The sequence below is a fragment of the Paenibacillus ottowii genome, from assembly GCF_050516475.1.
GTDB classification, from domain to species: Bacteria; Bacillota; Bacilli; order Paenibacillales; family Paenibacillaceae; genus Paenibacillus; species Paenibacillus ottowii.
In genome coordinates, this window is record NZ_CP191577.1 from 3,022,272 (window position 1) to 3,043,571 (window position 21,300).

Annotated in this window: 19 protein-coding genes and 1 riboswitch; of the genes, 9 read left to right on the top strand and 10 right to left on the bottom strand. The window is 47.0% G+C overall.

Annotated elements, in window-relative coordinates; genetic code table 11:
* Positions 1-114: 114 nt before the first annotated feature.
* The 4 genes from ACQQ6X_RS14045 to ACQQ6X_RS14060 all read right to left on the bottom strand — a co-directional run bounded on the left by ACQQ6X_RS14045 (position 115) and on the right by ACQQ6X_RS14060 (position 2,745).
* Positions 115-975: a M56 family metallopeptidase gene (locus ACQQ6X_RS14045; RefSeq protein WP_305165835.1), complete on the bottom strand. Its 861-nt coding sequence runs from the start codon at positions 973-975 to the stop codon at positions 115-117.
* A gap of 3 nt (positions 976-978) precedes the next feature.
* Positions 979-1,392: a BlaI/MecI/CopY family transcriptional regulator gene (locus ACQQ6X_RS14050; RefSeq protein ID WP_016324858.1), complete on the bottom strand. Its 414-nt coding sequence runs from the start codon at positions 1,390-1,392 to the stop codon at positions 979-981.
* 142 nt (positions 1,393-1,534) lie between these two features.
* The gene (locus ACQQ6X_RS14055; protein WP_305165836.1) at positions 1,535-2,374 is read right to left on the bottom strand and encodes a winged helix-turn-helix domain-containing protein; all 840 of its coding nucleotides are present in this window, start codon (positions 2,372-2,374) and stop codon (positions 1,535-1,537) included.
* Entirely contained in the window at positions 2,350-2,745 is a 396-nt protein-coding gene (locus tag ACQQ6X_RS14060; RefSeq protein ID WP_013373543.1) for a Fur family transcriptional regulator, read from the bottom strand. The genes ACQQ6X_RS14055 and ACQQ6X_RS14060 overlap by 25 nt, the downstream gene beginning before the upstream one ends.
* Positions 2,746-2,932: 187 nt before the next feature.
* Here ACQQ6X_RS14060 and ACQQ6X_RS14065 point away from each other — a divergent pair, with 187 nt between their 5' ends.
* Positions 2,933-3,250 carry a hypothetical protein gene (locus tag ACQQ6X_RS14065; protein WP_305165837.1) on the top strand — a complete coding sequence of 106 codons (318 nt, stop codon included), beginning with the start codon at positions 2,933-2,935 and terminating at the stop codon, positions 3,248-3,250.
* Between the two features lie 107 nt (positions 3,251-3,357).
* On the opposite strand, the gene ACQQ6X_RS14070 is transcribed toward ACQQ6X_RS14065, so the two are convergent.
* From ACQQ6X_RS14070 to ACQQ6X_RS14080, 3 genes are read right to left on the bottom strand one after another with little or no spacing between them, the layout of a single operon-like run.
* Entirely contained in the window at positions 3,358-4,470 is a 1,113-nt protein-coding gene (locus ACQQ6X_RS14070; protein WP_305165838.1) for a GerAB/ArcD/ProY family transporter, read from the bottom strand.
* Between the two features lie 27 nt (positions 4,471-4,497).
* The gene (locus ACQQ6X_RS14075) at positions 4,498-5,673 is read right to left on the bottom strand and encodes a Ger(x)C family spore germination protein (RefSeq protein ID WP_305165839.1); all 1,176 of its coding nucleotides are present in this window, start codon (positions 5,671-5,673) and stop codon (positions 4,498-4,500) included.
* Positions 5,674-5,716: 43 nt separating this feature from the next.
* Positions 5,717-7,351, bottom strand: a complete 1,635-nt coding sequence (locus ACQQ6X_RS14080; protein WP_305165840.1) for a spore germination protein — start codon at positions 7,349-7,351, stop codon at positions 5,717-5,719.
* Between the two features lie 225 nt (positions 7,352-7,576).
* Between ACQQ6X_RS14080 and ACQQ6X_RS14085 the strand changes: the two genes are divergently transcribed.
* Positions 7,577-8,668, top strand: a complete 1,092-nt coding sequence (locus ACQQ6X_RS14085; RefSeq protein WP_305165841.1) for a diguanylate cyclase — start codon at positions 7,577-7,579, stop codon at positions 8,666-8,668.
* Positions 8,669-8,754: 86 nt separating this feature from the next.
* Here the strand turns inward: ACQQ6X_RS14085 and ACQQ6X_RS14090 are convergent, their stop codons facing one another.
* Complete coding sequence (locus ACQQ6X_RS14090) at positions 8,755-9,252, bottom strand: Rrf2 family transcriptional regulator (RefSeq protein WP_305165842.1); 498 nt, start codon at positions 9,250-9,252, stop codon at positions 8,755-8,757.
* 66 nt (positions 9,253-9,318) lie between these two features.
* Positions 9,319-12,240, bottom strand: coding sequence for a glycoside hydrolase family 3 C-terminal domain-containing protein (locus ACQQ6X_RS14095; RefSeq protein WP_305165843.1), 2,922 nt, complete (start codon positions 12,238-12,240; stop codon positions 9,319-9,321).
* A 232-nt stretch (positions 12,241-12,472) separates the two neighbouring features.
* Here ACQQ6X_RS14095 and ACQQ6X_RS14100 point away from each other — a divergent pair, with 232 nt between their 5' ends.
* The 4 genes from ACQQ6X_RS14100 (at position 12,473) to metE (ending at position 18,548) form a co-directional block, all read left to right on the top strand.
* Positions 12,473-12,943 carry an AbrB/MazE/SpoVT family DNA-binding domain-containing protein gene (locus ACQQ6X_RS14100; RefSeq protein WP_142612518.1) on the top strand — a complete coding sequence of 157 codons (471 nt, stop codon included), beginning with the start codon at positions 12,473-12,475 and terminating at the stop codon, positions 12,941-12,943.
* A 292-nt stretch (positions 12,944-13,235) separates the two neighbouring features.
* A complete protein-coding gene (locus tag ACQQ6X_RS14105) occupies positions 13,236-15,185 on the top strand; it encodes an anaerobic ribonucleoside triphosphate reductase (protein WP_305165844.1) in 1,950 nt (649 codons plus the stop codon).
* Entirely contained in the window at positions 15,182-15,679 is a 498-nt protein-coding gene (gene nrdG, locus ACQQ6X_RS14110; RefSeq protein WP_305165845.1) for an anaerobic ribonucleoside-triphosphate reductase activating protein, read from the top strand. The genes ACQQ6X_RS14105 and nrdG overlap by 4 nt, the downstream gene beginning before the upstream one ends.
* A 195-nt stretch (positions 15,680-15,874) precedes the next feature.
* Positions 15,875-16,070: riboswitch (cobalamin riboswitch) on the top strand.
* Between the two features lie 159 nt (positions 16,071-16,229).
* Entirely contained in the window at positions 16,230-18,548 is a 2,319-nt protein-coding gene (metE, locus tag ACQQ6X_RS14115) for a 5-methyltetrahydropteroyltriglutamate--homocysteine S-methyltransferase (RefSeq protein ID WP_305165846.1), read from the top strand.
* Between the two features lie 91 nt (positions 18,549-18,639).
* Here metE and ACQQ6X_RS14120 read toward each other — a convergent pair whose 3' ends face one another.
* Positions 18,640-19,173, bottom strand: coding sequence for a DUF6985 domain-containing protein (locus ACQQ6X_RS14120; RefSeq protein WP_305165847.1), 534 nt, complete (start codon positions 19,171-19,173; stop codon positions 18,640-18,642).
* Positions 19,174-19,552: 379 nt separating this feature from the next.
* Here ACQQ6X_RS14120 and ACQQ6X_RS14125 point away from each other — a divergent pair, with 379 nt between their 5' ends.
* Genes ACQQ6X_RS14125 through ACQQ6X_RS14135 form a run of 3 tightly spaced genes read left to right on the top strand, consistent with a single transcriptional unit; the run spans position 19,553 to position 21,273 of the window.
* Positions 19,553-19,882, top strand: coding sequence for a PadR family transcriptional regulator (locus tag ACQQ6X_RS14125; RefSeq protein ID WP_149034633.1), 330 nt, complete (start codon positions 19,553-19,555; stop codon positions 19,880-19,882).
* Positions 19,875-20,429 (top strand): DUF1700 domain-containing protein, encoded by a 555-nt coding sequence (locus ACQQ6X_RS14130; RefSeq protein ID WP_305165848.1) that lies wholly within the window; start codon positions 19,875-19,877, stop codon positions 20,427-20,429. The genes ACQQ6X_RS14125 and ACQQ6X_RS14130 overlap by 8 nt, the downstream gene beginning before the upstream one ends.
* 4 nt (positions 20,430-20,433) lie before the next feature.
* Complete coding sequence (locus tag ACQQ6X_RS14135; protein WP_305165849.1) at positions 20,434-21,273, top strand: DUF4097 family beta strand repeat-containing protein; 840 nt, start codon at positions 20,434-20,436, stop codon at positions 21,271-21,273.
* The last annotated feature ends 27 nt before the right edge of the window (positions 21,274-21,300 follow it).

The following is a 21,300-nucleotide window of genomic DNA, read 5'->3' on the forward strand; positions in this document are numbered from 1 at the left end:
CATCTCCTTTAAGTTGTGTACAGATTAGGTGAATACACTACAATATGTAGTGTAATGCATATGAAGAATCGGTAGCGCACAAGGCGCCACCCTTTAAGATAACTTTTGGCTAAACTAGATTAATGCCAGTGTAAACATAATCGTCAGCATGATTAATATATAGCCTGAAAACATAATGGAACGCCAAGGCATTCGAATGATCGGCTCTTGCTGAGGATCAAGAATGCGTGAAATCCGATAATTAATGGACGTTTCTGCAAAAGAGGAACAAGCAGCGGAGTTTACCAGACGGGCGTTAGCAGGTGTCATACTTAGAAGCTTGAGCAATGCGCTCCCAATCCCAACCGGTGAACCGGCTCGTTGAATCGCTTCGTTATCTGCCAAGATTTCACGGGCCGTCTTGTACTGGCTAGTAATATGACGTAGCACCGGCAAGTAAAACAATTGTGTAGCGCACATTTGCAGGAACCAGGTCTTCAATGGATCATAATGCTTCATATGATACGCTTCATGGTATATGACTGCTTCTTCCTCATGCTTGTCGAGTACCGACAACAACGCAGAGGACAATATAATGCGTGGCTTCCATAATCCCATAGTGAAGGCAGCAGGTTTGGCATAATCAATGACCCAAATCCGGTCTGTTCCGAGTTCACGATACCGCTCGCCCAGTGTTTCGGTTAACGGCAGGTTACGCATTCGGTGCAATTTGCGGAAAGCCGCCCTGGTAGCCATACACTGCCTGACCGCTTCTCCTCCGGCGATACCGAAGGTAACCAAAACTAGCCCGCTGAGCGCATCCACCATGTAGCCGATTCCGTAGTGCTGCAACAAACTTCTGCAAATTTGAAACACGTTAAAATTCAATTTCCAGCCGAAGACATGCTGCCCGGCATACATGCCCATCTGTATAAGGGCGAAACTCGAAATCAAGGCGCCTGCTGTAAACAGTAATTTAGAACGTGTTTTCCACATCGTCTACATATCCTTTTTCCATTGTTTAATTTTTTGTTCCAAACGTTCGATCAGAATCGGATCCGCTACCTCCAGAGCATCAATCATATGATTGACAGCTAGCGGGCCAAATTCATCTACCAACTCGTGACTCAGTTCTTTGGATTGCTCATCCATAAACTCTTCTCTGCTTAAGACAGGACGGTATAAGGACGTTCTGCCACGTATACTTTTGCTCAAAATTCCCTTTTCCACTAAACGGTTCATCACGGTCATCACCGTATTGAAGTTAAAGTCCCGATCCCCCTCCAATGCGGTCTGCACTTCTTTGATACTCCGATCCGAAGTGGACCATAAAATATCCATGATTTTGGCTTCCAGCGGTCCGAAAAATCGGTTAAGTCCGGTTTCGCCAGCTTTAAAATTCAGTCGTTTCATAAGAAGCACCTCACACTACCGATTGTAGTGTATATATCCTGATAAAGTCAACCATCACACCTGGTGTCAGCTTCAGGATCTATGTACAAACCGCCGGATGGCCTACATCCGGCGGAAATTCATCGATATTCATAACCTTCGTTTAATCTGCCAATCTGTATCCTACACCTCTTACGGTAGCAATATATTCGGGCTCTGCAGGCCGATCGTCCAGCTTTTTGCGCAAGCTTTTGACATGCACATCCACAACATTGCTGCCACCAACAAAATCGGTTTCCCAGATATCATGCATCATCTGCTCCCGGGAGATCACTTTTCCTTGAGCATCTATCAGCTTCAACAGTAAATCGTATTCTGTTTTGGTCAGATTTAATGGATTCTCTTCCTTATATACCAACATTTTATCACGGTCAATCCAGATGTCCTTGAACACTGTACGACGGCTGGTTTGCGCTGCCTGACGGGAAACCACCGGATGACGCACAATCATCCGTTCAATATCATGCACCATTTGGCTGGATGCCAGCGGCCATATCAGCACCTCTTCCGAAGGAAGCAGATCATTCGCATGCACAGACATCCGATCCTGAACCACATACATGACTGGCGTGTCCTTCATATACTCATGCTCAAGGTCATTGCGGATATTCAGCAATTCACTCCGTGGATCGGTGGCGGTTAAATCGTAAATCAAGAGATCGCTCCCCAAATGACGCTGTACTTCAGGCTCCCAGCGATGGAAGACCATCACGTCAAAACACGCATCTGACAACGTACGCACCACACCGTGAACTACACCCGGTACGGAACTGATCAAAATGATGCGGCGTGTAGTCGGACAATATAAAGGTTCATTCGAAGGGACGGTCTGCACCGCAGTTGTAGACGGGTCAGACAGCAGCGATGTCCAACTGCCTTTCACGCGTCTAGGCATGTCAGCCACCTTAATGCGATTCGTTACTTGATTCGCTTGCTTTGGCATTCCTTACACACTCCTCCGAATACGACATGGGCATGGGCAATAGTATATCCCGTTTCATGCGCAACCGTATCAATCCAATCGTGTGGGACTTCACTCATCACTTCATCTACCCGTCCACATACCTGACAAATAATATGCTGGTGATCGTCCATCCGGCCGTCATAACGGCTAGCCGCTTCCCCGAGTTTCAGCTCACGGATTAATTCTTTATCCGTTAAATAACGTAGTGAATTATAGACCGTTCCATAGGCCAAATTATATCCGCGCTCCATCAACCGATTCATAACATCGGCAGCAGTAGGGTGATCGTGGGCTTCACGGACCACATCATACACTGCTTGGCGCTGCGAAGTTAAATTTAAAGTTCTCATATCGCATCTCCCTTAACCAGTACAGATTATATTTATTCTAAACTTATAATCATATTAAAAATTAATTTAGAATAAGTATAAATCTTAATTTATTTCAAGTCAATGGCGTCGGATAAATTGAGCCGCTTTGCAACACAATGTATACAGGAGTACATGCTTAGCTTATTTATTATTGGAGGGATATTTTGTGAAGATACTGTGGATATTTACGCTTTTCATGCTGCTCATGCTCGGAACAAGCATATCGATCAAATGGCTTTTCGGTGCGCGTCATCCTTGGGAGCCTATTTCATTGGCTTTTCGCATGATGCGACCATCGGAATATGTCGTTCTGGCCGGAATGTTTATCGTGTTCTTCATATATGTAGGAAAAAAGCCAATAGGTAACACATTTCGCTTCCTGTTCTCACAATGGTCACGTTTCCTCAAAGTTTCTACTCCTTCCTCTGCTTCTTCGCAAGAGAGCCAGCAGAAAGAACAAACAAGGGATAACGCAAACAAATAATGAATGAAAGAACAAGCACCCTTACGACCGCATTTCCCAGAATAAAACGGAACATCAAAACGAGCATTTGACCGATACCGATGTTTTTTTGTCGGCAAGACGATAACTCATGAGACATTTTCCTCTCCTTTTTTATTTCGGGTCTTTCTCAGCCACGAAACGATTAGCAGCAAGATAGGAAAAAACACAGCAAATATCGGAAACACCCATTTCAGTACTAACTCGCCTGTTTGAAGGTGATCTTGATAGCTCAGTGACATCAATACACAAGAGACTAACATAATCAGCCCAAATGGCAGGATCAGTTTATGGTAGGATATTCTCAATACATCTTCTGCGGCTTTAACCGCGGCATAATAGAAGATGAATATTTTAAAAAAATCAAAAATAATAACGCTCATCACTCCGATGACATCGATTCTGTCGATAAAATCAGATATTTCGACCTTGCTGATCATCGACAGTAGCGGGTAAGTCGCCCGTTTGAACACATCCTCTCCCAGTGCCAGCACATTGGACAGTGTAACCATAGACAGGAGCAGCCCTCCGAACAATATAGCAGAGACCCCTACCCCGTTGGCACGATAGTTCTTTTTTAATGTGGGGAGAATCATCGCAAACGTAACCATCTCGCCGTACGGTAGCATCACGGCTTGCGAATAAACAACTTGCCATATCGGCTGCCAGCCATGCTCGGCTATTGGCAGCATATTGCCCATATCTATAATGCCTGCCAACAAAATTAATATATTCGTAGCCAGGCCCAGCAGCAGTAGCATAATCAACATGATGATGGCCGTCCGGCCTGCAACCTCAATTCCCAAATACATCACATACATGACAAGTCCAATCATTAAGGCACAAATGACTGTCAACGGCGTATGCTGAAGTGTCCGGTCGGCAATCAGGATTCCCGTATCCCGAAGATCCCGTGCCCCGCCGTAAAGAAAAAACACGATATATAAAAATGCAAGCGTACTCCCTGCTTTCTTGCCCAAAAGGGTTCTGCAATACTGTGTCATGAGCAAGTTGGGAAAGCGTCGGTGAAGGCTGCCATAGCATACAAAAAGCGTTGCTCCCAAAACCGTGGAAATGAGGATGGCGATCCATGCATCCTTGCCCGCATTCCTTCCAGGAATAGACATCATGGATGTGCCCATCTCAAACAACACCATAAGAGAGATCATCTCTTTTGCACCTATCTGCACCTTTTTTTTCATAGCCTTCCCTCCTCGTTCTATTTTTCACTAGTCTGGTTCCCCCTTGGTATATGGGTTAGTACGGGACTGAGTATGTTTCAGTATAGAAGTCACTTGAATACGAATGGTACTTTCCGCAAAATAACGACTCCAATCGGGAGAGAGCTTCTTCCATTGTTGGGGATGGCTCCTCTCCAGCGCGAGGCCAAAGCCTATTACATCGCTGCGAGTACGCTGAATGTCCCTGACTGTTGAAGCGATCACTTTTTTCGTCTCCTCTGACCATTGCTCCTGCAGTCTTTTCATCGCCTCTGGACTTTGCAAGTTAATCGAGCACTCGGCCTCCTGTATTGCCCCGGTCTGTTTTAGGTTAATCACAAAAATAGGCTCTCCTTGCTCCATCCGAGTGTGTATATTGGTTGCAGAAAACAAGGTTTCGATGCCAATGGTTTCCTTATTCTTCCCGCAGCTCAGTGTTGTTTGGGCACTTTTCACCTTGTTGTTGATCATAGACAGTCCAATGGCCCGGTCATCGTCCAGCCAGCGGACAAGCCGATCCTTTTTGAACACCCCCATTCCGTTAATATGAACAATAGCTTTCGGTACAATATTGTCCACATTGCTCTTGCTTGGGGCCTGCTCCAAATTCCCATTGACCCCTATGCCCGTCAGCACAGGACCGCCACCCTTATGAGACAGGCTGCGTATGACATCGTCGATAGTCACCGCGTAATCCCCGGCATACAAACGCTCCGATGTTTCCAGCTTTCCTGAAATATCATTCGCGGGAATACGGCCGATCGCGGTCATGATTGCCAGTACATCCTTCCCAGTATTACCACGTGCCACCAGCATTTTCACCGGCAGTCGGATTTCTGTAGATCTTTCCAGAAAATCCATCATATCTCCGATTCCAGCCCGTGCCAGCTTTTCACCAATAACAACCAGTTTGGTATGCGCCATAGAAATGACCCGCGGAACCCTTTGTGAAGCTCTGCGGAGCGCTTGAAACAGATTTTTTCCCTTTGCCCGATACAAAACGACAGGAGTATCTCCTCTCGCTTTGGCTCCGGCGATTTCATCTGCCACGATCACCTGCAGGGAAACTTCGAAATCCGACTCCCCATCTGAATCAATACTTATAGCCGCTACTACTGCTCTTTGGTTTAACTCCACAGAATCCCAACAACCGGATAACAGTGGAGCGAACAGTAGCAAGACCAAACACAGCCTCCCTATTCTCCTCTTAAACGTTACTGCGCTTTGTTCATTCCTCTTCACCTGATACACCCTGATTGCCTCCCTCCTGCATCGGTGTAGCTTTATCAGATGAGGAAATACTGCTTCCATCCTTCTTTCGTTTCTGGTTTTTAGAGGTAATGCTTTCAGGACGCTTCCTCATCATCCAGAACGGGAGTCGCAATACGGCATCTTTTTGGCTCTCCAGCACAAAAGGACTGAAAGGTGCCATGTAGGGCACCCCGAAGGAACTCAGGCTGTTCATATGAGCAATCAGTGCAATCAGCCCCAATGTAACGCCGTATAGCCCCATGGACGCAGACAGTATCATGAAAATAAATCGGCACAATCTTCCAGCCACCGCCATGTTGTAGGCTGGGATTGCAAAACTGGCTATCCCCGTCAGGGCTACTACAATTGTAAGCAGTGGGGTAACAATTCCGGCTTCCACCGCCGCTTGACCCAATACAAGCGCTCCTATAACGGATACCGTTTGTCCACCCGCACGCGGCATTCGAATACCCGCCTCACGCAAAATTTCAAAGGTGATTTCCAAAATAAACGCCTCTAAAAATGCCGGAAAAGGAACGGATTCCCGCTGAGCCAATATGCTGATCAGCAATGGAGTCGGTATCATTTCATAATGATATGTTGTTAAGGCAATGTAGAGAGAAGGCCCCAGAATAAGAATAATGAAGCTGATATATCTAATGAGCCGAACAACCGTCGCCATATCGTAACGCTCTTCATAATCTGAAGAATTCTGAAAAAATTGGGCAAATACTGTGGGCATCACCAATACAAACGGATTTCCATCTATAATGAGCGCCACTCGGCCCTCCATAATATTGCTGCTGATGGTATCGGGTCTTTCCGTGTTAAAGATCGTTGGAAATGGAGTGAAATGATTTTCCTGTATCATCTCCTCAACCATGCCGGACTCAAAAATAGCGTCAATATTGATGCTTTCTATCCGTTTACGAACCTCATCTACCACGCGTGGATTTGCAATATTCTTCATATACAGCATGGCCACATTCGTGAGGGACGTGCTTCCCACTTGGAACATTTCCAGTGTAAGATCGGAGCTTTTAATCCGGCGCCGAACCAGAGAAATATTCGTGAACAGGGATTCCACAAATCCGTCTTTTGGTCCTCTGACGACTGTCTGTGTGGTTGGCTCGCTGACAGCTCGTGTCTCTCCTCCACGCGTGCCGCACGCAATGGCTTTTTCGCAGCCTTCCAATAAAATGATCGTGTCCCCCATTAACAGCTGTTCCATCATGGAATTCCAATCATCGCAGTCCTTCACTTCTCCCAGTGCAAGCGCGTGACTCTGTATTTCTGTGTACAGTGCTTCTGCGCTCTCCACCTCAACAGCCGCTTCAGCAGATGGGCGGCTAAGCATGGATCTCATAATAAGCTCATTCACCGTATCTGTTTTGGCCATACTATCCAGAAACACAATAGCGGCGGGGACATTCGCCTTGAGGCCCACTTTAAAGCGACGAATCAGAAAGTCCGGGCTATCTGACGTCAATTCCTTAATTTGCTGCAAGTTGGTTTCCAAACTAGGCTCGATGTTTAAAAAGCGCGGAGAATTTCCATTCTTCTTATCCACACCCGATTTTCTATTATGTTTGCGATAGGGATAGCGAATCATGAGCAAACCTCATCTCCAAAATGGTAGCAGCACACTACCTATTTCCTAATTATTGTATCTTTGGAGTATGCTCAATCTATTCCTAGTTATGCACCACGCACGTAATCGAAACGTTACAAGTCAACCCAACGTAATAAATTCCAATAATTTTTTTTCTTTTTTTAAGCCTAATGTCAGTTCTTTTTGATAAAATGAAGGAATATGCCTCTCGGGAGGGTTATCATCTTGTTCAGTACGTTTTTTGTAAATACCTGTATCCTAGTCACCTTTTTGTACATAACCGGTCTTATTTCGCAGAGGTATAAAATCCGTCTACACACCTTAACGCGAAAGGTGCATTGGATTGGAGGCGCTCTTTTTGGGTGCTACGGCATTGTCATCATGTACTACTCTATTCCAGTAGGCTTTAATACCATTGCTGATCTTCGTCATCTAGCTATCGTAGCTACCGCAACCTATATTGGCGGTCCAGCTGCGCTTATGGCAACGCTTTTTATATGTCTAGGCAGACTTTTGCTGTTTGGTATCAACAATCAAGCTATTGTAGGCGCCGTTTTTATGCTGCTTGCCGGTCTGGGGTGCGCTATACTATCACATTTGTCCTGGTCACGTTTGCCCAAGCTGATTATGATGAACATTTTTGCTTTGGGCTTTATATTTTGTTCCCTGATGGTTAATTTGAGAGATCTTGATGATGTTCTGCATGTTTATCCGCTCCAGTTCTTCATTTCGATGGTTGGTGGATGTCTTCTGTACCTCATTGCTGAGTCCATCAATACCTCCAATGAGCTATTACTCCGTCTGGAGCGTACCTCCTATACAGACCATCTCACCAATTTAAGCAACCGAAGGCAGCTTGAATTTTCATTGGAGGAGGAGCTTCCTCAAGCACGTCAACGGCATGAACACTTATCTGTACTGGTGTTGGATATTGATCACTTCAAGGAAGTAAATGATACCTACGGACATGCTGCAGGCGATGCCGTGCTGCGTCAGCTTGGGCAGATTTTAATGGAAAAGTGCCGTGCTAATGATGTAGTCACCCGCAGCGGGGGAGAAGAATTCACCGTACTCTTGCCAAATTGTGTTTTTCGGCAAGCGCTACGCATAGCTAATCAGATTCTTAGTGGAGTAAATCAGCATGAATTTGTTTTGGCGGACGGGCTCATCCTTAAGGTTACGGTGTCCATCGGCCTGACCACCTTCCCAGGTACAGGAGAAGATATATCTGGGGCGGCCCTGCTGGAACAGGCAGACAAAGCGCTATATGAAGCTAAAAAGGCGGGACGTAACCGGGTTTGCTCATATGAAATATAATTTGAAGCAGACCCTTACACGAAAATAGCCGATACAACCCTCTTTCGAGCGTTGTATCGGCTATTTTTCCTTTAAACAAAAACATATTAATCACTTTGGGCAGAGGAGTTTACATCCTGATCGTTAGTATGACTGCAATTTCCCAACACAAGTGATGTACGCTTGGCGAGCGAAGCAAGCGTATAAGATTCCCATACCTCCAGCATGCGTCGTTCGCTCTCAGCTAAAATTTCAGATACGGCCGTCGCCAGCTCCTCACAAAAAGGGTTGGTCTCCGGTTCATGCATCATACCCGGGAAAATGGGATCACATATTTCAATGGCGTGGTATATGTCAGCAAGTGTAATATGATCCGCTGAACGGGTAAGCACATAGCCTCCCTCGCGCCCTTCACGTGCTGCAATCAAATTGGCCTGCACAAGCCGCGTCAGCACCCTGCGCACCAAGGTAACTTCGCAATCAATGGAGCGGGCAATGGAACCGCTGGCACAAAGCTCGCCGTGTTTTTCCAAATAGACAAGCGCCTTTACCGCAATTCCAAGCCATTTGGGCGTTGCGGTGCGTAGTCTTTTTTCACTATTCAAATGAGATGACACCCCTAAGCTGTATGAACTTCGTTGAATGCATTGTACGTGATGTCAGATGTAAGTTCAAGCCTGAAAGCCGGAATCCTCCAGATTACTAGTACCCAAAGTAAAATGACCTATTCGCACTTCCCCACGGAGCGAAAGATACACATCACGGATACCGGAGACTGATGGTAACCCTTCGCAGAGCGTCACCCATGCTTGTGCTCCTCCTGTATTGCCCACGTTCATACGTGCTACAGCTTGGCTGTCCAGTGTATCCAAATGCAGCTCGATTGCTGCATCACGGCTGTTGCCTGACACGCGGCACTGAAGCTCGGCCACACTCACTGTATTCATGTCTACGCCATGAAAGGCGATCCAGCCGGGACGTTGTGGTGAACGGGAACGTACACAGGCCTCCTTTTGCTCCTTGCTTTCATCCAGCAGGATGTTGAAGCAATCATCAAAGTTTTCAGCTCGGGTCCTTGATCCGGCTTGTCGTGGTGGAATGACTTCACCCCGGACATACACAGGATACTCCAATCGAATATCCGCGGAGGAGGCGCCTGCCAGCAGGGTATATTCGCCCGATTCCACGCAATAGCAATCCCGTGTGACATCCCAAATCGCCCAATCCTTCACCTGAACCGTAAAAGAAACCATTCGTGTCTCACCGGATTCAAGGCGGATGCGCTCAAAACCGCACAAGGTCTTCAATGGGCGCTTTACGCGCGAGGTTTCAGAGCGTACATATAGCTGTACAACCTCTTCGCCAGCAGATTCCCCCCGGTTCGTCACATCTACCCACACCTGGAGAGTATCCGCAGCGTCAAGCGCAGCCATAGATTTAACGTTATCCTTATGAGCATCTGTATGCAGATTGCTATATTCAAACGGCGAATACGTTAGCCCGTGTCCAAATGGATACAGCGGTTCACCTTTAAAATATTGATAGGTTCGACCGCTGCGAATGATATCATAATCCTTGATATCACCCAATTGATCCTCACTCTGAACCCAGGTCATATTCAGACGCCCTGCTGGTGCGTAATCTCCAAACAATACATCCGCTATGGCTGTACCATGCTCCTGTCCCGCATGAGATGTGTAAATGATCGCTGGAATATGTTCTTGAAGCCAAGGAATCGCAAATGGATAACTACCCGTCAGTACCACAATCGTATTCGGATTGACGCGATATACTTCCTCGATAAGTCGCTGCTGGGATGCTGCCAATTCCAAACCTGGGCGATCATTCTCTTCCTTTCCGTTAATGAGCGGATGATTTCCAACGAATACAATCGCTGTATCTGCCGCTTGCGCAGCGGCTATCGCTTCCGCTAAACCATCGGATACCGTCTCTATATGGAAGGTCGTATGGTTTGAGTCTGTAGCGCCAGATGCAGGAGATGCGAACTCCATCACTTTTAACGAGCCCTCTGTTCCTACGCTCACAGGCTTGCCGTTCCATGTGGTCCACAGATATGCTCCTTGTTCCACAGGAGTCAGTCCAAAGACCTCTTTGACATACCAGCCATACGCTTCATCAGCTGTCACGCGGAGCGTCTTCTCATCGCTCGTCACATAGGTACCCAGATGTTCATCTTTCAGCGTCACACTGCCATAGCCCCAATCCGTCATAGTCAATACGGTTGGCTCTCGATCCTGAGACAGGTTCATATCGCCAGAAGAATTGACTGTTACCTTTGCGCCGTCAGTCGCCGCCGTTAAGGTCACACGGTCTTTCGCATCGGAGTACACGACGCGATCCCTTACGCCCTCACTTTCCAGCTTGGCGCGGATCGCTTCCAGCGGTGTAACCCGGTAAGGCAGCGTACCTGAATACCAGTCGCGGTATACCTCATTGGCATGCGTACCAATGACCGCTACTTTGCCGCACCGGGCAGGGTTCAATGGCAAAAGTTTTTGCTCATTTTTGAGGAGTACGATCTGCTCCCTCGCTGCACGTAACGACAATGCACGGGCTTGCTCTGTCATTAATGCCTCCTCCCCGATGGAGGCATAGGGATTGTCTGCCTCTGGATCGAATTCGCCCAAACGAAAACGAACACGGAACGTATGGAACAGTGCTCGATCCAAGTCTTCTTCTTGTAGCCTTCCTTGCTCCAAAGCTTCTCGAATCGCCTGCTTGGAAAGCTCCGCATCATCCGTAATGCTGTCAATTCCTGCGCGAATAGATTCAGCCACGCCTGGCGTGTGGGAGTCGTAATATTGATGGTCATTGACAATTCCCATGACATCACCCGCATCACTTACGACAAAGCCGTCCATCCCCCATTCGCCCCTGACAATATCGTTAACACCGTGGTATAACGTAGTAGGCGTCCCGTTAATCAAGTTGTAGGAAGTCATCATCGATTGGGCTCCGCCTTCCCTGAAAGGCTTCTCGAAAGCTCTCAGATAATACTCTCGCAGGTTCCGTGGGTCTATGCTGGAGGAGCCGACTCCCCGGTCCACTTCATTGTTGTTACCGAGAAAATGTTTTAGTGTCGCAACCGCTTTCAAATATACAGGATGATCACCCTGTATTCCCTTGACTAGCTCCTTCGACAATTCACCCGTCAAATACGGATCTTCTCCGTAGGCTTCCTCATTCCGCCCCCATCTTGGGTCACGTTCCATATCCACTGTAGGCGCCCACAGGGTTAGGCCGTTCAATTTCGGATCACGCCGGTAATAGACACGCGCCTCATCTGCAATAACAGAGCCGATTTGACGCATTAACTCCGTATCCCATGTACACGCCAACCCCACAGGCTGAGGAAAGGAAGTTGCCTCCCCCAACCAGGCGATCCCGTGTGCCGCTTCCGTACCGTGCTTGTAGGCTGCAACTCCCAAACGTTCAATGGCCGGCTGGTACTGCAGCATGGATTCAATCTTTTCCTCTAAGGTTAGTCGCGACACGAGATCCCGTACACGCTCGTCCAGGTGAATCTTCGGATCTTGAAATAAATATTCGATACCCGTTGTTTCATGACTCAAATCCGCCATCTCCTTAGCTTAATTAAGATAATAAAAGGTTCTTCCACGAAAGCGTTTTAATATATCATAACGAAAAAGGAGTACACCGGCAACAATACCGAAATCATCCTAAATTGGATGGAAGACAAAGCGAAGCATAAAAGAAAAAAATTGCATTTTCCCTTTCATATGTAAAGCTAAAAATAATACTTTTTGGTATAATCAGGATATCTCATTGAAGGAGGAAGCGCTGATGAAAAATACTGGAATGACACGGCCTCTGGACCAGTTGGGGCGAATCGTATTGCCTAAGGAAATGCGCACTACAATGGATATCAATATCGGGGATTCACTTGAATTCTTCGTAGATGAAGAAGGATTTGTATTAAGGAAATACACAGGTGTTTCCTGCAAATTTTGCGGCGCAGTGGATCATTTAACTTATTTTCGGGACAGCTTTATTTGCGCTGATTGCATCCAGTTATTAAAAAGCGATGAACATGTCCATGCCACAGGCAATGATGCCCTCCAGGCTCAAGAGCATACCAAGCCGCCCCAAACGAGCACAACCTGGCAACCCAAGCAATCCAGAGTGCAGCAAGGTGAAATGGTAAAAAAGCTCCGCAAGCTGATTCAGGAACATCCGGATCTGCCACAAAAAGCATATGCAGAAATGCTCGATATTTCCCAAGGCCGGGTGTCCCAACTGAAAAAGCTGCTCTGAACCTTCTAAAAATTGATATCCCAATATTATATACTATGTACTTGCAAGCCTACTTATTTCGTCGCAAATGCGGTGGCCAGGCATAGAGTAAGGCGCATATCTGTGGATGTGTCCCTTATTCTATACCTGGCCTTTTTATGCCTCCCGCTCCTATCAATGTGACAATAGTCACATACTCTCAATGTTTACGTATATACAATATATAGATCGAAACAATTGGTTATCACTAGATATCATCAATATGTTGTTTTTGTGAAAAATATATATTTTTTACTATATGGAGGGTTTTACGATGAAGGTGCTGGAGGAACATCAATTATACGACATCGGCGAGCGGGTCATTGGGGCACAAGATCTGGACATGCTGCGGGAGAATGCAAATTTAAATGGAGAATCGTTCAGTGGCAAAATGAGCAAGCTCGGCTCGGAATATGCCAAATGGTATGCGCGTCTGCGTGTGCTTCCATCTGAATTGAGGGATGCCATCGACCAAGGGTATGTATATGTTCACGATTTGGACCAATATGCGCTTGGAACTACAAATTGTATCTTTATCCCTTTTGGTCGTTTACTGCAAGACGGTTTTAATACAGGCAATGGCTCCGTGCGCACACCACAAACGATTATGTCTGCGATGGCACTGGTCGCCATCATATTCCAGTCTCAGCAAAATAGCCAATTCGGTGGTGTCTCTGCCAATAAAATAGATTGGGACCTTGCCCCATACGTTGCTCGTTCCTTCCGCAAGCACCTGCGCAAAGGACTCCGACTGTTCGAGGAAGAAATAGACTCCAGTTGGTCTGATGACGAACTGCATTTAGCTAATACCCATCTGCAAGAAGTCTGTCCTCGTTCGTATTTATTCGCCTGTGAGGAAACGGAAACAGAAACCCGGCAGGCTGCTGAATCGCTCATTCATAACCTGAACACCATGAGCAGTCGGGCAGGGGGGCAAATTCCGTTCACTTCGCTGAATTACGGGATGTGTACGTCTGCTGAAGGTCGGCTTGTTTCACAATCGTTGCTGGAAGCCACAATTCGCGGACTCGGAAGCGGGGAAACTCCTATTTTTCCACAGCATATTTTCCAATGTAAAAAAGGGGTCAACCAGGCAGAGGGCGATGTCAACTATGATCTGTTCTTAAAGGCGGTCGAGTGCTCCAGCAAGCGGATGTATCCCAATTTTGTGAATGTGGATGCTACCTTCAACCTGCCTTATTACCGCGCAGATGACCCGGATACCATCATTGCCACGATGGGCTGCCGTACCCGCACCATTTCTGACCGTTTCGGCAGAAACCGTCAGAGCGGCAAAGGCAATCTCTCATTTAATACCATTAATCTGGTGCGGCTCGGGATTGAATATGGCATTTGTACAGGCAAGCGTCTGACACCTGACCGGGATCGCTTTGATGCAAAATTAGAAGAGGTTATGCGAATTGCAGTAGACGGTCTAATTCATCGCTATCATATCCAGACCAGCCAGCCAGCCAAAGCTTCGGACTTTATGATGCGCGAAGGAGTATGGGAAGGCGGAGAAAAACTGGAACCTGATGAGAAGGTAGGAAGCCTCCTAAAGCACGGTACACTTTCGATTGGTTTTATCGGGCTGGCTGAGTGCATGAAAGCATTATATGGAAAACACCACGGGGAAGATGATGCTGTATACCGTGAAGCACAGCGAATCATCACTTCCATGCGCATGTATTGTGATCGAATGAGTGAACACTACAATCTAAATATTACACTGTTCGCGACGCCTGCCGAAGGTCTGTCGGGCAAGTTCACATTGCTGGATCAACGTGACTTCGGAATTATCCCTGAGGTCAATGACCGGGAATATTACACGAATTCCTTCCACATTCCGGTGTATTACAAGCTCCCTGCTGCTCGCAAAATCAGCTTGGAGGCTCCGTTTCATAATCTATGTAATGCTGGTGCAATTTCATACATCGAGCTGGACGGTAATGCGCGCAATAACCCGGATGCGTTTCTTAAAATTGTTCAGTACGCGCTGCATCAGAACATCGGCTACTTCTCCATCAACCATCCGGTGGATCGTTGTACGGAATGCGGCTATGAAGGAATTATCGGGACAAGCTGTCCTCAATGCGGCACAGATGAGGAACACACGCACTTTCAGCGTTTGCGTCGGGTAACCGGATATCTGACAGGAGATTATACGGTTCGTTTCAATGCTGCCAAGCAAGCCGAAGTTCGCGATCGGGTGAAGCATAAGTGAATTTGTGCGGCTATATTCCGGAATCTCTAAATGAAGGATACGGCCTGCGCACCGTTGTATTCATTAGCGGTTGCCGCCATGCCTGTCCTGGCTGCTTTAACCCAGCTTCATGGAGCTTTCGCGCAGGGGAGCCATTCACGCCCGAGCGTCAACAGGAGGTCATCCGTGATATGATGGATAACCCGTTGTTGGATGGATTGACTCTCTGCGGGGGAGACCCTTTTTTCTCAGCAGCAGAATGTTCGCAATTTGTGCGTGACTTCCGCACGGCTTGTCCGGACCGAACTGTATGGGCCTATACGGGCTTTGTTTACGAGGATCTGCTCATGGATCAGGAACGACAAGAGCTAGCTCTTTTGTGTGATGTGATTGTGGACGGTCGTTTTGTTGAACAGCAAAAAGACCTGACCCTCCCCTTTCGGGGCAGTCGTAATCAGCGTCTGGTAGATGTGAAAGCCAGTGTACAAGCAGGTTACACCGTTTCATTAGCTTAGAGGCGAAGTGCTACTTAACAAGATGCCCTATAATGCAAAAAAGACAAGATTCCACGATGAGTTGGGCTTGTCTTTTTTTGATATATCTAACTGATTCCACACTCATTTCGATTACGGTTTCTATTGCACATCCTGTGAGTTTCACTTATGATGGTGAACAAGTATACGAGGTGCATAAATATTCGTCATACCTAATCGCATAGCTTGGAAATAGGTGTCTGTTCTAATCCAGCTCAGACTTAAAAGGGAAGCCGGTGCAAATCCGGGACGGTCCCGCCACTGTAAACGGGGAATGTTCAGCTGATTAACACCCACTGGTCCACAGACCGGGAAGGGATGCTGAACGTCATGATCCGTAAGTCAGGAGACCTGCCTATTTTAACAACATCGCAGTACCTACGGAAGATAGGGAGGTGTTAAGAGCAGTCGCCGTATTTTTGAATTTTAATCGCGGAGGCATTCTTTCCCTTACTTATTTTTAGCTTTAGGGGACAGAATGCCTTTTTTGGTACGTAAAAATAAGCTGGCTACCCGTTAGGAGGAATAATGCATGTCTATTAATGAACAGCCTTCATTGTCCGGTTTAATTAGCAGTAATCTGGGTTATCCGCGTATCGGTGGGAATCGGGAATGGAAGAAAGCACTGGAACGCTTCTGGCAGGGCAGTATTGACGAAAGCGAACTGCATCGTGAGATGAAGAGATTGCGTCTGGAGCATCTAAGCAAACAACGTGATAAAGGCATTGATCTCATTCCTGTCGGAGACTTCTCCTATTACGATCACATGCTGGATACATCCGTGATGTTCGGTCTCGTACCCAAACGGTTCAATTATCGTACCGCAGGTCCGGTTCCTCTGTCCGTATATTTCGGGATCGCACGTGGGCAAAAAGGGGCTACCGCCAGTGAAATGACCAAGTGGATGAATACGAATTACCACTATATCGTTCCCGAATTGGCAGACGCGGCTCCAGTGCTGACTGAAAATAAACCCTTACAGGCTTATCGTGAAGCAAAGCAAGAGTTAGGCATTAACGGTAAACCGGTTCTTATCGGTCCCTATTCATTTGTTGTTTTATCCAAAGGCTATGACCGTAAGGATCTAGGCGCTATTATACGAACCTTCCTGCCTTTATACGCCCAAGTTCTGTCGGAACTAGCCGCAGAAGGCGTCCAATGGGTTCAAATCGATGAACCTGTCCTGACCACCTCATTCCCGGTAGAGGATCTGGAAATAATTCAGGAGGTCTATGAAGCTTTGAGCCAAGCTGCACCCTCCTTGAACATCATGCTGCAAACCTACTTTGGCAGCCTGGATCATTATGAGCGTCTGACTAAACTTCCGGTACAAGGGCTGGGTCTTGATTTTGTATACGATGATGGTGAAAATCTTCAGCATATATCACGGCATGGCTTCCCCAAAGGCAAAACGCTGGGTGCTGGTGTCATTGACGGTCGCAATATATGGCGCAGCGACCTGAATGCCGTGGCTGCACTGTTGAGCCAGTTAGCAGAACAGATCCCGGCCACACAGCTTATCGTACAGCCATCGTGCAGTTTGCTGCATGTACCGGTCAGTCTGGATGCAGAGCACAAGCTGGACCGAGAGCTGGTGCATGCACTAGCCTTTGCTGATGAAAAGCTGGAGGAAATCGCGTTCTTGACGGCTGCACTTGCACAGCACGATTCCTCTGCACTTGCCAAGCTTGAGCAAAGTGCAGAGGCGGTAGCCCGCTTCAACAGCTCAGCGGCAAGGGTACAGACAGCTGCCGATCTGGCCGACCTGCTGGCAAAAGAGCCTCTGTCACGCAGCGTTCCTTTCGCCGAGCGCCGTGTAATTCAGCAAAACAAGCTGAAGCTGCCCCCACTGCCTACGACGACCATCGGCAGCTTCCCGCAAACGGCCGAGATCCGCAAGGCCCGTCTGCACTATCGCAAAGGTGAATGGTCTGCCGAGCAATATCGGACGTTTATCCAACAGCAGATCAAGGAATGGATTGATATTCAAGAGGACATTGGCATTGATGTGCTTGTACATGGGGAATTTGAGCGGACTGACATGGTGGAGTTTTTTGGCGAAAAGCTCAAGGGCTTTGCTTTTACACAGAACGGATGGGTGCAATCCTACGGCTCCCGCTGTGTCAAACCGCCAATTATTTACGGAGATGTGTCGTTCGATCAACCTATGACCGTGGAGGAGACGGCATTTGCCCAATCGTTAACCTCCAAGCCGGTTAAAGGAATGCTTACAGGTCCTGTGACCATTCTAAACTGGTCCTTCGAACGCAATGATATTCCACGCAGGCAAGTTGCTTTGCAGTTGGCTCTGGCATTACGGGCCGAGGTAGAGGCGCTCGAACAAGCGGGCATCCGCATGATTCAGGTGGATGAACCCGCAATTCGCGAAGGGCTTCCGTTGAAAAAAGAACAACAGCAAGCCTATCTGGATTGGGCGGTTCAAGCCTTCCTTGTGACCACGGCCACCGCTCAGCCTGCGACCCAAATCCATACACACATGTGCTATTCCGAATTCCAGGATATGATCCAGTCCATTTCAGACATGGATGCTGACGTGATTTCTATCGAAACCTCTCGTAGCCACGGAGAACTGATTGTTAGCTTTGAGGATCAGATTTACGACAAGGGCATCGGTCTGGGTGTATACGATATTCACAGTCCGCGCATTCCTGATGTATCAGAAATGCTAAGCATGATCCAGCGCGCCTTGCGTGTGCTGCCGTCGGATTTGTTCTGGGTTAATCCAGACTGTGGTCTGAAAACCCGCACCAAAGAAGAGTCTGTTGCCGCATTGCGGCAAATGGTACAGGCCGCTCAAACAGCCCGGGCCACGCTGTCTGTATCCAACTAGTATTCTTTTTGTATCTATTCACGCCATCCTGTTCTGTTAACCATATCCTCTTCCCTCTTCCGGTCTTTATACTCAAGACCAGAAGAGGGATTTATTCCAAGTCATATAATGTATATGCACCTTGAATACGATTGATTTTCATCTGTTTCAGGTGTACGCCTAAGCCATGCTCTCGATCCCAGGAACAGCTAAAATTCAAATATAGTTCATCCTGTTCCGATGAGTCGGAAATCAATATAGATACGGCCTGTATTCGATCCAGCAATTGCTCTGGTCGCTCCATATAAGGCGCATACTCATTAGGGTCCTCTCCCCATGAGCTGTATGCCTTCCGATACTTTTCCACGATGCCTACATAATAATGGTGTATGGACTCCAACACTTGAGGATGAATGGCTGACGAGCATGCCATATACTTCTCCCATGTCTTTTTCTGAAGCCCCGTAGGTTCTTCTATAGCCTGTGCATGTTCTTCAGAGTCAGCTCCCACGATAAATTCGACTTCTACCTCCGATGGCTGCCCGCAAAAATCAAGATGTACCATACCACGTAGTACAACCTCCTCCGACACATCCCAAGCCTCATCATCCTGTTCCAGTTCTCTGTACCAGTGTTTCCAGTCCATCCTTTATCCACCTCTTTGTCATAGGTAATCTTTAACTCTATTGAATCCTATACAATTTATCATTTTAATGAGTGAAATTAAAGCAACATCCGGTTAGTGGACCCAGTTAGAAATCGAGGAATTTCCAAATAATACTGCTTTATTCTACAAGATTCGCTATCCATGTAAGCCTTCAAGAAAGAAAATCAGCCCATTTGGACTCAAAGTTTTATTATTAAAAATTTAGTACCTTGCATTAATCAGTACATGATGTTAAATTATACCTGTCTATTGTTCTATAATTAGTACCCGTGACAAATTATGCACAAACACACGTTTCTTCCCCTTATTCCGAACGACACCTATGAATTATGATTACATCAGGAAGGGAGCATCGCTCGTGAATGTGAACATCCAATTCAAAAAAGGGGTACTGGAACTATGCGTTCTAGTTCTAATTGGACGTAGAGACCGCTATGGCTACGAGTTGGCTCAAGCCGTCTCTCGTCATATTGAAGTAGCAGAAGGAGCCCTATACCCACTGCTCCGCCGTCTGGTATCCGAAGGATACTGCACAACGTATTTACAGGAATCGACCGAGGGCCCGCCCCGTAAATATTATCGGCTGACCGATACTGGTAGCCATTATACAAGAATGCTGACACGGGAATGGAATGATTTTGTCCATCATGTCACAAGCCTACTGAAGGAAGGACATTCTGATGAATAGAAAACAGTTTCTTACAGAGGTGGAGCAGCGTCTTTCTCCTCTCCCTACAGAGGCACGCCGTGAACTGCTTAGTGATTTAAGCCAGCATTTTGACTACGGCTTGGTCAATGGACAAAGCGAAACCGAGATTGCTCATCAGCTAGGTAACCCAGAGGATATTGCTCAAGAAGCATTGAAAGAAGTTACCAATGTAGACTGGAACGTTTCTCCTCCACTTCGCCAAGGTAGCTTCGCACGCAATCTTTTTACCTTCTTAGGACTGCTGTTGCTTAATTTGTTGATCTCCATCCCGATGATGGCTACCCTATGGGTGGTATGGGCTTCACTGACCACAGTAGCGGTCACTTTCGTTGCAGCCCCTCTTCTCGCCGTCATGGATTACGTGCTTAACAGTACCTTTTACCCGACTAAATTCTTTTTCTCCATCACGTTAACGGGTATGGGGCTATTGCTGCTGCCTGGAGTACGTTATCTCCTACTCCTTATGGTAAAAGGCACAGTTCGATACTGGAAATGGAATCAGATTACCCTGAGGGGAGCTTACTAACAGCATGAATAAAAAGTGGTTTATTGCAGCAGGCCTGTGCATTGTCATCGGTACAGCCGGCATGGTGGCCTACGGTGCTCCATGGAATCAACAAGTCATGAAGATTAACAAAGAATGGACATTTACACGTGGTCAGCTACAAAACCTGATAGTGGACAGTTCTGATGATGTCTCTATTTTGTTTACTCCGGGCTCTGGTGACCAAGGTACAATACGCATTAGTGGAGAAGTTCAGACAAAAGTCGCCAACCAAATTCATAATGCCCAAATTGAGAACGGTAAGCTTACCATTCAATCGGAGCCGGCCCCTTCCTTGTCATTCTTTTCGGTCACTCCTGATTTGGATCAAACGATTACAGTAGAGATGCCTTCTGGGGAAACCCTAGCTGATCTTCAGATAGATGCACATTCAGGAAATGTAAAGCTTCAAAATGCCTCTGTGAAGAATACTTCTATTGCTGCTACTTCAGGTACTGCCGAAATCACAAACCTCCGGAGTTCCCATCTGCTCGCAAATCTAACATCTGGCAACTTTATAGCCAATCAGCTTACAACAGATATGGAGCTAAAGCTTACTTCAGGAGATGTCACTCTCCGCGATTATAGCGGTAACGGCCATCTTTCCCTAACCTCAGGCGATTCTAATATTACACAAAGCACCGCATCCAACCTAGAGGTGAATTCTGATTCCGGTGACGTAAATATTAAGCAGGCTCCCGATTTTAAAGGTGTCTATAATGTTCACTCTGACTCTGGAAACATAAATACGCCCGAATCTGTCCCCGGCGCCGTGAACGTGATCAAGGTCGAAACCACTTCAGGCGATATCTATATTTCCAAATAGAGGACGGTTACATGATGCCTCACCGGG